The 14,081-nt window shown below is 69.0% G+C and carries 11 protein-coding genes; 2 read left to right on the top strand and 9 right to left on the bottom strand.

Annotation, left to right across the window (positions count from 1 at the left end; genetic code table 11):
• Together J4E04_RS01985 and J4E04_RS01980 are read left to right on the top strand one after the other, a co-directional pair.
• A complete protein-coding gene (locus J4E04_RS01985) occupies positions 1 to 1,836 on the top strand; it encodes an acyl-CoA dehydrogenase (RefSeq protein ID WP_490149793.1) in 1,836 nt (611 codons plus the stop codon).
• Positions 1,837 to 2,017: 181 nt separating this feature from the next.
• Positions 2,018 to 2,488, top strand: a complete 471-nt coding sequence (locus J4E04_RS01980) for a DUF4383 domain-containing protein (protein WP_490149792.1) — start codon at positions 2,018 to 2,020, stop codon at positions 2,486 to 2,488.
• On the opposite strand, the gene J4E04_RS01975 is transcribed toward J4E04_RS01980, so the two are convergent.
• From J4E04_RS01975 to J4E04_RS01935, 9 genes are all read right to left on the bottom strand, one after another.
• A complete protein-coding gene (locus J4E04_RS01975; protein ID WP_056442231.1) occupies positions 2,485 to 3,261 on the bottom strand; it encodes an HpcH/HpaI aldolase/citrate lyase family protein in 777 nt (258 codons plus the stop codon). The two genes, J4E04_RS01980 and J4E04_RS01975, sit on opposite strands and share 4 nt — an antisense overlap.
• A gap of 20 nt (positions 3,262 to 3,281) precedes the next feature.
• Positions 3,282 to 3,761: a MaoC family dehydratase gene (locus J4E04_RS01970; RefSeq protein ID WP_027506198.1), complete on the bottom strand. Its 480-nt coding sequence runs from the start codon at positions 3,759 to 3,761 to the stop codon at positions 3,282 to 3,284.
• The gene (locus tag J4E04_RS01965; RefSeq protein WP_027506197.1) at positions 3,758 to 4,927 is read right to left on the bottom strand and encodes an acyl-CoA dehydrogenase family protein; all 1,170 of its coding nucleotides are present in this window, start codon (positions 4,925 to 4,927) and stop codon (positions 3,758 to 3,760) included. Before J4E04_RS01965 ends, J4E04_RS01970 begins: the two co-directional genes overlap by 4 nt.
• Entirely contained in the window at positions 4,924 to 6,918 is a 1,995-nt protein-coding gene (locus tag J4E04_RS01960) for an acetyl/propionyl/methylcrotonyl-CoA carboxylase subunit alpha (RefSeq protein ID WP_490149791.1), read from the bottom strand. The genes J4E04_RS01965 and J4E04_RS01960 overlap by 4 nt, the downstream gene beginning before the upstream one ends.
• 5 nt (positions 6,919 to 6,923) lie before the next feature.
• Positions 6,924 to 8,510, bottom strand: coding sequence for a carboxyl transferase domain-containing protein (locus J4E04_RS01955; RefSeq protein ID WP_307097675.1), 1,587 nt, complete (start codon positions 8,508 to 8,510; stop codon positions 6,924 to 6,926).
• A gap of 171 nt (positions 8,511 to 8,681) precedes the next feature.
• The gene (locus J4E04_RS01950) at positions 8,682 to 9,185 is read right to left on the bottom strand and encodes a flavin reductase family protein (protein ID WP_027506194.1); all 504 of its coding nucleotides are present in this window, start codon (positions 9,183 to 9,185) and stop codon (positions 8,682 to 8,684) included.
• 108 nt (positions 9,186 to 9,293) lie between these two features.
• Positions 9,294 to 11,027 (bottom strand): VanW family protein, encoded by a 1,734-nt coding sequence (locus J4E04_RS01945; protein WP_490149790.1) that lies wholly within the window; start codon positions 11,025 to 11,027, stop codon positions 9,294 to 9,296.
• A gap of 200 nt (positions 11,028 to 11,227) precedes the next feature.
• The gene (locus J4E04_RS01940) at positions 11,228 to 12,490 is read right to left on the bottom strand and encodes a reverse transcriptase family protein (RefSeq protein WP_490149789.1); all 1,263 of its coding nucleotides are present in this window, start codon (positions 12,488 to 12,490) and stop codon (positions 11,228 to 11,230) included.
• 281 nt (positions 12,491 to 12,771) lie between these two features.
• Positions 12,772 to 14,070: an acetyl-CoA C-acetyltransferase gene (locus J4E04_RS01935; protein ID WP_056441321.1), complete on the bottom strand. Its 1,299-nt coding sequence runs from the start codon at positions 14,068 to 14,070 to the stop codon at positions 12,772 to 12,774.
• Between the last annotated feature and the right edge of the window lie 11 nt (positions 14,071 to 14,081).

Here is a 14,081-nt window from a genome sequence, read left to right as displayed (position 1 = left end):
ATGGGTCATTACAAGAGTAATCTTCGCGATCTCGAGTTCAACCTGTTCGAGCTGTTCGCCCTGGACAAGACGCTCGAGTCCGGACAGTTCGGCGATCTCGACGTCGACACCGTGCGTGACATGCTCTCCGAGGTCCGCCGCCTCGCCGAGGGCCCGCTCGCGGAGTCCTTCGCCGACGCCGACCGCAACCCGCCGACCTTCGACCCCGAGACGCACACCGTCACCCTCCCGGAGTCGTTCAAGAAGTCGTACCGCGCGCTGCAGGAAGCCGGCTGGGATCACCTGGGCCTCGACGAGGAACTCGGCGGCATGCCGGTACCGCGCCAGGTGTTCTGGGCCGTCGCCGAGATGATCCTCGGATCGAACCCCGCCGCCTTCATGTACTCCGCCGGCCCGGGCTTCGCGCAGATCCTCTCCGACAACGGCAACGAGCAGCAGAAGAAGTGGGCCGTACTCGCCTCCGAGCGCAACTGGGGCGCCACCATGGTCCTCACCGAGCCCGACGCGGGTTCGGACGTGGGCGCAGGCCGCACCAAGGCCGTCGAGCAGGCCGACGGCAGCTGGCACATCGAGGGCGTCAAGCGCTTCATCACCTCGGCCGACTCGGACGATCTCTTCGAGAACATCTTCCACCTCGTGCTCGCTCGCCCCGAGGGCGCCAAGCCGGGCACCAAGGGACTGTCGCTGTTCTTCGTCCCGAAGTTCCACTTCGACAGCGAGACCGGCGAACTCGGCGAGCGCAACGGCGTGTTCGTCACCAACGTCGAGCACAAGATGGGCCTCAAGGTCTCGGCCACCTGTGAGCTGACCCTCGGCGGACACGGCGTCCCGGCCAAGGGCTGGCTCGTCGGCGACGTCCACAACGGCATCGCGCAGATGTTCGACGTCATCGAGCACGCTCGAATGATGGTGGGCACCAAGGCCATCTCGACGCTGTCCACCGGGTACCTCACCGCGCTCGACTACGCCAAGCAGCGCATTCAGGGTGCTGACCTGACGCAGATGACCGACAAGGCCGCGCCCCGCGTCGCCATCACGCATCACCCCGACGTCCGTCGCTCGCTGATGACGCAGAAGGCGTACGCCGAGGGCCTGCGCGCGGTGTTCCTCTACACGGCCGCTCACCAGGACGAGGTTGCCGCACTGCACGTCTCGGGCGCCGACAAGGACACCGCGTTCCGCGTCAACGACCTGCTGCTCCCCATCGTCAAGGGTGTGGGTTCCGAGGTCGCGTACGAGCAGCTGGCGCAGAGCCTCCAGACGCTCGGTGGCTCCGGCTTCCTGCAGGACTACCCCATCGAGCAGTACATCCGCGACGCCAAGATCGACTCGCTCTACGAGGGCACCACGGCCATCCAGGCGCAGGACTTCTTCTTCCGCAAGATCGCCCGGGACCGCGGCGTCGCACTGGCCCACGTCGCCGGCCAGATCAAGACGTGGATCGACAGCGAGGCGGGCAACGGTCGCCTCAAGAGCGAGCGTGCCTTGCTGAACACCGCCCTCGAGGACGTGCAGGGCATGGTCGCCACGCTCACGCAGCACCTCATGGGTGCCCAGGAGCAGCCGACCGAGCTGTACAAGGTCGGCCTCGGATCCGTCCGCCTGCTCATGAGCGTCGGCGACCTGATGATCGGCTGGCTGCTGCTGCGTCAGTCCGAGATCGCCATCGCCGCACTCGACAACGGCGCCGGCGAGAAGGACAAGGCGTTCTACGAGGGCAAGATCGGCGCAGCGTCGTTCTTCGCCAAGAACATCCTGCCCCGCCTGACCTCCACCCGTCAGATCCTGTCCGACCTGGACAACGACGTCATGGAGCTCGACGAAGCGGCGTTCTGATCCGCTGAATCCCCACTGCGGCCCGGCTGGTATTCCAGCCGGGCCGCAGTGCTGTGTGGTGCGGGCGCTTCCCGGCCGCTCTCGCGGAGTCGGCCCGACACCGCGTTTATCGCGACGCCCACCGGCTACACCTCGCGTTGCGCAGTGGGACAGGCCCACTCGCGACAGGAGAGGATCCACCATGGCGAACACGAACAGAGCGGGCCGTACCGTGGTCCGCCGGTCACCGGTTCAATGGGGAGCACTGATCGTCGGCGTCGTGTTCCTTCTCGTCGGTGTGCTCGGGTTCGTCCCGGGCATCACGACGGACTACGACATGCTCACCTTCGCGGGCCACCACAGCGGGGCGATGCTCCTGGGCATCTTCGAGGTGTCGATCCTGCACAACATCGTGCACCTGTTGTTCGGCGTCGCCGGGATCCTGCTGGCCCGTACACCGTCCTCGGCGAGGCTGTACCTCATCGGCGGCGGCATCATCTACCTGGTGCTCTTCGTGTACGGGCTCGTCATCGACCACGAGAGCAGCGCCAACTTCGTGCCGCTGAACGACGCCGACAACTGGCTGCACCTCGTGCTCGGCGTCGGCATGATCGGGCTGGGTCTCGCGTTGCCGCGCGTCGTCACGGGTACCACCGCGACACCGACTCGCTAGCCGAGTCCCCGCAGGATGCGGTCGGCGTGCCGGATCACCGGCGCGTCGACCATCCTGCCGTCGACGGTGAACACTCCGCGCTCGGTGGCGGCGGCAGCCACGACCCGACGGGCCCAGTCCACCTGATCGGCTGTGGGGGTGTAACACTCGCGGATCACGGCGGCCTGCGTCGGGTGCAGCGCCACCTTGGCGTCGAACCCCACCGCGACGGCGTCCTCCGACTCGGCGCGCAGTCCGTCGAGATCGGCGATGTCCAGATACACCGAGTCCAGAGCCTGGCGCCCGAAGGCCTTGGCCGCCAGCAGAGCGGTCGAGCGTGCGTGCACGGCCACGTCGCGATACGACCCGTCGCCGCGACGCGAGGACGCTCCGCCGAGCGCGGCCACCAGGTCCTCCGCGCCCCACATCATGCCCTCGCACCCGTCGGCTGCGCAGATCTCCGCAGCGTGCAGGATCCCGAGTGGGGTCTCGACGAGGGCGACCACCGATCGTGGAGCCAGTGCCGAGACGTCCTGCGCCGATTCACACTTGGGCACCATCACGCGGTGGTAGACGGTCTCGGACAGGGCTGCCAGATCAGCCTCGAAGTACGGCGTCGATCGCGCGTTGACGCGGATCACGGTGCGGTCCGGATCGAGTGGGGTGTCGACGACGGCCTGCCGCGCCGCTTCCTTGTCACCGGGGGCCACCGCGTCCTCGAGGTCCAGGATCACCACGTCTGCTGCCGCGGCGGCCTTCCGGTAGCGCTCGGGCCTGTCGGCCGGGCAGAACATCCAGACCGGACCGAGCCCCGTCACGACGCGGGAGCCATCCGGACGAGGGTCTTCCGCACGGCGCGCGCGACGACGTCGCCGTGCTGATTGCGGCCCGTGTGCTCGAACGTCACGACGCCTTCTCCGGGTCTCGACGCCGACTCTCGCTTGTCCGCGATCACCGTCTCGCCGTAGAGGGTGTCACCGTGCAGCATCGGCTTCGGGAAGCTGATCTCCGAGAACCCGAGGTTCGCGACGATGGTGCCCTGCGTCAGCTGGGCGACGGAGAGCCCGACCAGCGTGGAGAGCGTCCACATCGAGTTCACGAGCCGCTCCCCGAACGCGGTGTCCACGCTGTACGCGGCGTCGAGATGCAGCGCCTGCGTGTTCATCGTGAGGGTGGTGAACAGGACGTTGTCCGCCTCGGTGACGGTGCGCCCGGGCCGGTGCTCGTAGACGGTGCCCACCGTCATCTCGTCGAACCACAGGCCGCGCTGGACGATGCGCTCCGGTTCGGTCACAGCCCCACCTGGCGCGCGATGAGCATCAGCTGCACCTCCGTGGTGCCCTCGCCGATCTCGAGGATCTTGCTGTCGCGGTAGTGCCGCGCGACCGTGTACTCGTTCATGAACCCGTAGCCGCCGTGCACCTGCGTGGCGTCGCGCGCGTTGTCCATCGCGGCCTCCGACGAGATCAGCTTGGCGATGGCCGCTTCCTTCTTGAAGGGCTTGCCCGCCGACATGAGCGCTGCAGCGTCGTAGTAGGCGGTCCGGGCGGCGTAGGCGCGCGCCTCCATGCGGGCGATCTTGAATGCGATGGCCTGGTTCCGGCCGATGGCGGTACCGAACGCCTCGCGCTCCTTCGCGTACTTCACACTCTCGTCGACGCACCCCTGCGCCACACCGACGGCGAGCGCGGCGATGGCGATACGGCCCTCGTCGAGGATCTGCAGGAACCCGGCGTAACCACGGCCCTCGTCGCCGAGCAGATTCTCCAGCGGCACACGAACATCGGTGAACGACAGGGGGTGAGTGTCCGAGGCGTTCCACCCGACCTTGTCGTACGCGGGACCGGCCTCGAAGCCGGGGGTGTCCGTCGGCACGATGATCGAGGAGATCTGCTTGCGCCCGGAGGCATCGGTTCCGGTCACGGCGGTCACCGTCACCAGCTCGGTGATGTCGGTGCCGGAGTTCGTGATGAACTGCTTCGACCCGTTGATCACCCAGTGATCACCGTCGCGCACCGCGGTGGTGCGCGTACCGCCGGCGTCGCTGCCGGCACCGGGCTCGGTGAGGCCGAACGCGCCGAGCGCCCGGCCCGACGTCAGCTTGGGGAGCCACTCCTTCTTCTGCGCGTCCGTACCGAAGCGGTACACGGGCATCGCGCCCAGGGAGACACCGGCTTCGAGCGTGATCGCGACGCTCTGATCCACCTTGCCCAGCTCCTCGAGGGCGAGGCACAGCGCGAAGTAGTCGCCGCCCATGCCGCCGTACTCCTCGGGGAACGGCAGTCCGAACAGTCCCATGTCCGCCATGCCGCGGACCACCTCGTAAGGAAACGTGTGATCGCGATCGTGCTGCGCGGCGACGGGCGCCACCACGGTGCGAGCGAAGTCGCGCACCGAGGCGATCAGCTGCTGGTGCTCGTCGGACAACAGGCTGTGTCCCGCGACGGTCGATGTGCTCATGCTGCATCCTCTTTCGGGTCCGTGGTCATGCGTGCGAGTACCTGGTTCACGGCGACCTGGTCGCCTGTCGCCACCGTCACCTCGACGATGCCGTCCGCGGGAGCAGTGAGGGCGTGCTCCATCTTCATGGCTTCCACGACCACGAGAACGGTTCCGGCCGTGACGGTGTCACCGTTCGCCACCTCGACGGCGATCACGGTGCCCGGCATGGGGCTGCGCACCGTGTCCTCGAGCTCCATCTCGCCCCCGGCGGCGAGGTCGATCTCCGCGGCGGGGCGCAGATGCCACACACCACCGGAAGCCGCGAGCCAGAGCCCGTCCGCGTCCCGCGCAGCCCTGTACGTCGTCCGGCGACCGTCGATCGCGACCACGAGAGTCGCACCGTCGAGAGTCACCGTCAGCGACCGAGCATCTCCGCCGTCGACGGTCACCGCCGCGTCGCCCGGCGACCCGGTCACCGCGACGGTGCGCCGCCGCCCGGCGTCCTCGACGAGGACTGTCGTCGGTACGCTCCGACCACCGAGACGCCACCCGTTCGGAACAGTCCACGCGCCGGCGTCCTGCGCGGGCCAGGCTGCGCACCAATCGAACACGGCTGCGGCGGCGATGACCTCGTCCGTCGCGACGGGCGCCGCGTAGTCGGGTGCGACCCGGTCCAGCAGGCCCGTGTCCAGACGGCCGGCGGCGACGTCGGGATCGGCCAGCAGGTACGAGAGAAAGTCGATGTTGGTGCCCACGCCGAGCACCGCCGTCTCGCCGAGCGCCCGCCGCAGGATGCGCAGTGCCTCGGCGCGGTCCCGACCGTGCGCGATGACCTTGGCCAGCATCGGGTCGTAATCGCTGCCCACCACCGTGTCCGGTGCGAGCGACGAGTCCACGCGGACACCGGTGCCCGCCGGTTCGTGCAGTCCGATCACGCGGCCGCCGGTGGGCAGGAAGCCATGGCCCGGATCCTCCGCGTAGACACGCGCCTCGATCGCGTGACCGGTCAGCGTCACATCCTCCTGCTGCAGCGGCAGCGTGTCGCCCGCTGCCATCCGTATCTGCAGCTCCACGAGATCGATGCCGGTGACCTCCTCGGTCACCGGATGCTCCACCTGCAGACGGGTGTTCATCTCCATGAAGAAGAAGTCGTCGGGCGCGTCGGCGGAGACGATGAACTCGACGGTGCCGGCGCCGACGTAGTCGACACTCCGCGCGGTCGCACACGCGGCCTCGCCGATCCGCGCCCGCGTCACCTCGTCGAGCAACGGCGACGGCGCCTCCTCGATCACCTTCTGGTGACGGCGCTGCAGCGAGCACTCGCGCTCACCGAGATGGATCACGTGGCCGCGGGCGTCCGCCATCACCTGCACCTCGATGTGCCGGGGACGCAACACGAATCGTTCGAGGAAGAGAGTGTCGTCGCCGAACGACGACGCCGCCTCTCGCCTGGCCCGCACCAGTGCCGCCGCCAGGTCCTCGGCTCGTTCGACCAGATGCATGCCCTTGCCGCCGCCACCGGCCGACGGCTTGATCAGCACGGGGTAGCCGATGTCGCCCGCGGCCGCGATCAGTTCGTCGTCCGTGAGTCCGGGTTCCGCGATACCGGGCACCACCGGCACGTCGAACGCGGAGACCGCCTTCTTCGCCGTGATCTTGTCGCCCATGGTCTCGATCGCACGTGTCGGCGGGCCGATGAACGTGATGCCGTTCTTCTCGCACGCCGCCGCGAATGCCGCATTCTCCGAGAGGAACCCGTATCCGGGGTGGATCGCGTCGGCGCCGCTGGCGAGAGCCGCGTCGATCACCTTGTCGATGTTCAGATAGCTCTCGCGTGCGGGCGCCGGACCCAGTCGTACCGCGGTGTCCGCGGAGCGCACGTGCAGCGCGTCGGCGTCCGCGTCGCTGTACACCGCGACGGAGCGAATTCCCATGGTGCGCAGTGTCCGGAACACCCGGACGGCGATCTCACCGCGATTCGCGACGAGCACCGTGTCGATCGTGGTCATCACCTTCACATCCTGAAGACGCCGTAGGACACCGGCTCGAGCGGCGCGTTGGCGCACACCGACAGAGCAAGTGAGAGAACAGTTCTGGTGTCGGCCGGATCGATGATGCCGTCGTCCCACAGCCGCGCCGTCGAGTGGTACGGGTTGCCCTGCTCCTCGTACTGACGGCGGATGGGTTCCTTGAACCGCTCCTGCTCGTCCTCGGTCCACGGCTCGCCGGACGCCGACCGCTGATCGCTGCGCACGGTCGCGAGCACCGACGCCGCCTGCTCCCCGCCCATGACGGAGATGCGCGCGTTCGGCCACATCCACAGGAAGCGGGGCGAGTACGCGCGTCCGCACATCGAGTAGTTGCCCGCGCCGTAGGAGCCGCCGATCACGACCGTCAGCTTCGGCACCCGGGCACAGGCCACCGCGGTGACCATTTTCGCGCCGTGCTTGGCGATGCCCCCGGCCTCGTACTCGCGGCCGACCATGAAGCCGGTGATGTTCTGCAGGAACAGCAACGGGACGCTGCGCTTGTCGCACAGCTCGATGAAGTGGGCGCCCTTCACGGCGGACTCACCGAACAGCACACCGTTGTTCGCGACGATGCCCACCGGGTGACCGTCGATGTGCGCGAAACCGGTGACCAGCGTCGTGCCGTACTCGGCCTTGAACTCCTGGAACTGCCCACCGTCCACCAGGCGGGTGATCACCTCGTGCACGTCGTACGGGGTGCGCGGATCTGTCGGCACCACGTCGTACAGCTCCGACTGATCGCTCGCAGGCAGCGGTGTGCGCACCTCCCACGGCGACGGCGTGCGGGGGCCGAGGGTGGCCACGATCGCGCGGACCCGGCGGAGCGCGTCACGATCGTCGGTCGCGAGGTGATCCGTCACGCCCGAGATCTTGGAGTGGACGTCGCCGCCACCGAGGTCCTCGGCCGTGACCACCTCGCCGGTGGCCGCCTTCACCAGCGGCGGTCCGCCCAGGAAGATGGTGCCCTGGTTGCGGACGATGATCGCCTCGTCGCTCATCGCGGGCACGTACGCGCCACCGGCGGTGCAGGACCCCATCACCGCCGCGATCTGGGCGATGCCCTTCGCACTCATCGTCGCCTGGTTGAAGAAGATCCGGCCGAAGTGTTCCCGGTCGGGGAACACGTCGTCCTGCATCGGCAGGAACGCGCCACCCGAGTCGACGAGGTACACGCAGGGCAGCCGGTTCTGCAGGGCGATCTCCTGCGCGCGCAGATGCTTCTTGACGGTCATCGGGTAGTACGTGCCGCCCTTGACCGTGGCGTCGTTGGCCACGACCATCACCTCGCGGCCCGACACCCGGCCGATTCCGGCGATCACACCGGCGCCCGGGCACGCATCGTCGTACATGCCGTTCGCGGCCAGCGGGGCGATCTCGAGGAACGGGCTGCCGTCGTCGAGCAGCGTGTCGACACGGTCGCGCGGAAGCAGCTTGCCGCGGGAGACGTGCCGCTCACGGGAGGCGTCACTGCCGCCGCGGGCAGCGGCCGCCATGGCTCGGTGCAGCTCGTCGACCAGCGCGAGGTGGTCGTCCCGCCTGCTCGTGCGCTCGGTTCGAGCACCGTCCAGCATCGTCATCGCTCAGCCTGTCCGTCAGTTAACACTCACTAACCAGGACAGTAAACGATGATTAACTGAAAGTCCACGGCGGATGCGTGGATCGCCAGGCGCGCGTGCGGAGCCACCCGATCGCTCGGGAATCTGCGGATCCGCGGATTCTCGCTCGACATCGGAGGACGAGACTCAGCGCTGCTCGACGACCAGCTTTCGGAAGCGGCTGCCCTGGAACACGATGGGCGCGACGTCGGAGTGCACCTCGAGACCGTGCACGCGCAGCAGGACGATGGCGTGATCACCCGCCGGCAGCTCCTGCTCGATCGTGGTGTCGAGCCACGAGGACGCGCCGTCGATGAAGATGGCCCCGTCGGGCGTCGTCTCCAGCGTCAGACCAGCGAACCGGTCACCCGTCTTCGCCGCGAGGCTGCGCGCGGCCACGTCGTGGGCCTCGCCGAGAACGCTGATGCCGATGTGCGTCGCGTCGCGGAACTTGGGCCACGTGGACGACGTGTTCTGGATGCACACCGCGACCAGCGGCGGGTCGAGGGAGACCGATACGAAACTGCTCGCGGCCAGACCGACCGGCACGTCGCCGATGCGAGCCGCGATGGCGACGACCCCACTCGGGAAAGTGCCGTACGCCTGACGGAGGGTCGCCTGGTCGAGCTCGGAGGCTGCGGTCTGACTCATGGAACCCCACGGTAGGGCCGCGCGCCATCCGCCGCCACCATCGCGGGCCCGGCACTGGGCAAGGTCACAGCCCCTGGATTCGGATCACGCCGAGCCCAACGGCGGGCCTCACTCGCAGCGGACGATCGGCACCGGGTCGTAGCGCACCGTGCGCGTGTTCCGCGAGATCTCCGCACCCGTCGCCGCGTCGCGGATGATCCGGGTGTCGCTGGTGGTGAAGCCGGGCGCTCCGCTCGACGCGACACATTGCTCTCCGCGCGGCAGCCGGACGGTGTCCGGCGTGGTGGGTCGGCTGCGGGAGCCGGTGATCGACTCCACCTCGACGGTCTTGGTGCCCCACAACCGCACGGTGACGGAGGATCCGTCGGCGAACGACTCGACGACCACACCCGTCGACGCCGGGTTCCGGAACTGCAGATCGATCGCGCCCTCGAAGACCGTCGCCTCGCGGGCCTCGGGGTAGCGGCTGATGTAGTAGCTGTGTTCGGTGTGATCGACGTCGTCCATGCCGCCGAAGTAGCCGGCGTTGTACAGGGTGGTGGCGAACTGGCTGATGCCTCCGCCGACGGCGCGATCGGGTCGGCCGTTGTCGATGATGCCCGACTCGACGAACCCCTGCGCCGTCCCGCGGGGGCCGGTGTAGCCGTTGAGTGAGAACGTCTCGCCCGGCTTCACCACAGCGCCGTTCACGATGTCCGCCGTGAGACCGATGTTGACGCCCGACGCGTACTCGAACCCGCCGGTCGTGTACTCGCTGATCACTTCCCGGATTCCGAGAGCGTTCGCCGCGTCCGTGGTCAGCGCCGCCGGACGCGGTCCGTACTGCGCGACGGTGGTGCGCGCGTCATCGGACGCCGCCAGCAGGTCCGGCAGGGTGGCCAGTGTCTCCGGCCAGCGCACCTCGGTGCCGTCGACGGACGGAACCACCACGGGTCGGCCCCCGGAGAAGTCGAAGCGCGCGTCGACGGGCCGGGTCTCGGTGGCCGCCAGCCCGGGCGCGAGGATGCCGATCGCGGCATTCGTGTCGTACACCGGTCGCAGACCGCCGTCGTCGTCCGGTTCGAAGCTCAGGACCTCGCCGACGCGATCGGGTGCGAGCGTCGTCGTCGCACCGTCCTCGCCGGTCACGACCACCGGCGCCGACACCGCGGGCGTCGCCACGTCCTGGATCGCCGCGTCGATCGCGGCAGCGTCGACCTCGACGTCCTCGACGACGACGGGGAGCTCCACCGGACCGCCCTCGGCCCAGTCGGTGCGGAACGCGGACGCCGCACCCGGTACGTCGAGCGTGCGTCCGGGAACGGGTCCGACGGCGCGGGGCACGCCGGCCTCGATGACCACGTCGCCCTCCACCGCGGGGCGGTCGACCTGCGGGGACAACGATCCGACGGCGGCGGTGAGTGCCGCGTCGTCGACAGTGGACACGACACCGATCTCGCGGGTGCCGAAGAACGACGCGAGCCTGGTGAACGGGGAGAGAGGCTGGTCGCCGGCACGATCGAGGGTTGCTGCCCAGTCGATTCCGAGACCGGCGGCGGCCGGGGTGAGGGTGGCGGCGACATCGTCCGCGCGCACGTCCACCGGGGCGTCGGTGCGCGGACCCAGGGCGTCGCGGAGCCGGTTGTCCGCCTCCGCCACACTGCGGCCGCCGACCTCGACGCCCGCGACGGTCACGCCGCGGGGGATGTCACCGGTGGAGGTGAACCAGTCGGCGGCGTACAGGAGCGCGGCCACGGCGACGACGCCTCCGGCCGCGGACAGTGCGATCGTGCGCCGGCGGGTGGAGCGCGTGCCCTCGGGGGCGGTCCGGTGCTCGTGCTGCGCCGGTACGTCCTCGGTCACCCGGCTCCCTTCCGTCGTGCTGAACTGGGGCGTTCGCCCTCTGCTCGAGCCTACCCACTGGGGTCGGAGCCCGACTCCTCACGAAGACGGCTCCGCACCGCTGCCGGGTCGGGGGTCAGGCAGCGATGCGGAGCCATGAGGAGTATCGCCGGACGACCGCACTCGTTACAACTCGAATCAGACCGAACGTCCCGGATCTGTCAGGAGTCCCAATCGACCCGTTCAGCCATGGCCAGAAGTCGTGACCGGCGCGAAGGACTGCTTTCGCCGATCCAGGCGATCTGCCCGTACACAGAGGCACGGAAGTCCGGTACACCTGCACGATTCTGGGCAGCGGCACCGGTACGAACACTGTTGTGGAGCAGCGCGCGGAGTGCGTCGTAGCGGTCACGGGGCGCCGCGGCACTCTCGTTCACCACCAGCCCGGCCAGCGTCTGCCGACGGTGTGCACGCGCGACGTGAGTCTTGTCACCGTTCACCACGAAGCCCTCGTCGCGCACGATGCGGTCGAGCGCCCAGAGGATCGTGCCCACATCGGTGTCCGACGGGCCCGACAGCGCCAGGTCGTCGGCGTAGCGGGTGTAGACGAGCCCACGGGCGCGGGCGAGGCCCGCGACGCGACGGTCGAGTCCGCGGGCCACCAGATTGGCGAGCGCGGGCGAGGTCGGTGCTCCCTGCGGGAGGTGCGGGACGCGCAGCAATGCCGCCTGAGTCCGGGCCAGACCGGCGACCTCGTCGACCGGCATCGCGGTGGTGCAGACGCCGGCGAGGACCGACGCCACCCGGTACGGGTACCCGCAGGCCTCGAACACGGCGCGCACGCGCGGCCTCGTCACCGTCGGGAAGAAGTCCGCGAGATCGACCCGGACGACGACGTCCCGGCCCTCGTGCGGGCGCGCGAAGGTCACGGCACTCCGACCGGCCCGGAAACCGTGAGCGGCAGGATGCGGCACCACGTGATCGAGGACGCGGTGGAGCACGCGCCGCTGCATCTCGCGCAGTCTCGGCTTGGGAATCTCCAGGATGCGCGTCCCGCCGCGACTCTTGGCCACCTCACGAGCCCGGTATTGGCGCAGCGGCGGAGCCGCCCGACGCAACCAGCCGCCGACGTCGGCGAACCAGTCGAGTTCGGAGACGGTGACGTCCAGTGACGCGGCGAGCTCGGCGGTCGTCGCGAACGCGGGAACCCCGAAGCGCACCGCCGGAGTGGGACGGACGGGCGGCGCGGGGAGGACGAACGGATCACCGGGATACCCGATGACCTCGAGGAGTTCGGCGGCGACTTCCGTCGAATCGGGCGCATGGTTACGCCGCTCGAGGAGCCTGGTGATGAGGGTCTCGACGTCCGCGACGTGTTCGAACCGGGCCAGCACCTCACCGAGCTCGGTGCTGTTCCACGCGATGTCGACCAGGCGCGGTGCGATCATCCGCGCCGTGCGGTGATGCCAGAACGACTCGGACATCAGCGAGCAGTGGACCGAGGACGTGCGGCGGGGCGAGGCGACCTGAGACTCTCGTCGTCGTCGCAGGCCAGCACGCGAAGCGTGCATCGCTGCGTCGGACGCAGTGCCCGATTCCGTGAATGTTCCCGAGGGTTGCCCTCGAGGAGGGTCGCGCAGGACCCACTCTCGCCTCGCCACCGCTGCACCCCGCCACTGTGCCAGACGCAGACCGCTCGGTCCGGGAAACGGCAGAGGACCCGGCCACCCCTCGCAGCCGGGTCCTCGTGTTCGGTACGGGAGGCTCAGGCCTCCACGATGGCCGTGATGCCCTGGCCACCGGCGGCACAGATGGAGATGAGTCCGCGGCCGGAACCCTTCTGCGCCAACATCTTCGCGAGCGTGGCCACGACGCGTCCGCCGGTCGCCGCGAACGGGTGACCCGCGGCCAGCGAGGAGCCGTTCACGTTCAGCTTGCTGCGATCGATCGATCCCAGCGCACCGTCGAGACCCAGACGCTCCTTGCAGTACTCGTCGCTCTCGAAGGCCTGCAGCGTCGCGAGCACCACGGAGGCGAAGGCCTCGTGGATCTCGTAGTAGTCGAAGTCCTGCAGTGTCAGGCCGTTGCGCTCGAGCAGACGCGGGATGGCGTACGTCGGCGCCATGAGCAGGCCGTCCTTGTACGAGCCGTTGCCGTGGATGTAGTCCACGGCCGCGAACTCCGAGTCGACGAGGTGCGCGAGCACCGGCAGGTTGTGCTGCGCGGCCCACTCGTCGGTGGACAGCAGCACGGAGGACGCGCCGTCGGTGAGCGGCGTCGAGTTGCCGGCCGTCATCGTGGCGTCGCCCAGCGAGGTGCCGAACACGGGCTTCAGCTTGGCCAGCTTCTCGGCCGTGGAGTCCGGACGCAGGTTGTCGTCGCGGGTCAGACCGAGGTACGGGGTGACCAGGTCGTCGAAGAAGCCACTGTCGTAGGCCTTCGCCATGTTCTGGTGGCTGGCCGCGGCGAGGGCGTCCTGGTCCTCGCGGCGCACGCCGAACTCCTTGGCCGTGACGGCGGCGTGCTCGCCCATCGACATGCCGGTGCGGGGCTCGCCGTTCTTCGGGATCTCGATCCCCAGCATCGACGGGCGGACGCCCGCGAGCAGCTTGAGGCGGTCGGCGGTGCTCTTCGCCCGGTTGAGCGTGAGCAGGAACTCGCGCAGCTCGTTGTTGACGCTGATGGGCGCGTCGGACGTGGTGTCGACACCGCTGCCGATTCCCACGTCGATCCGGCCCGACGCGATGGCATCGCCGACGGCGATGACCGTCTGCATGCTCGTGCCGCAGGCCTGCTGCAGGTCGAACGCCGGGGTGTACGGGCTCAGCGCGCTGCCCAGGACGACCTCGCGGGTGAGGTTGAAGTCGCGGCTGTGCTTGAGCACCGCACCACCGGCCACGAGACCGAGCCGCTCACCCTGCAGGTTGAAGCGGGAGACGAGACCGTCGACGGCCGCCGTCAACATGTCCTGGTTCGAGGCGTTGGCGTACACCTTGTTCGAGCGCGCGAACGGTATTCTGTTTCCACCGAGGATCGCGACGGGGCGCTTCTCTTTGCTGGTCATCGAACGATTCT

The organism is Rhodococcus sp. NFXS4 (assembly GCF_058139645.1).
This window is presented reverse-complemented; position numbering and strand designations above follow the sequence as displayed.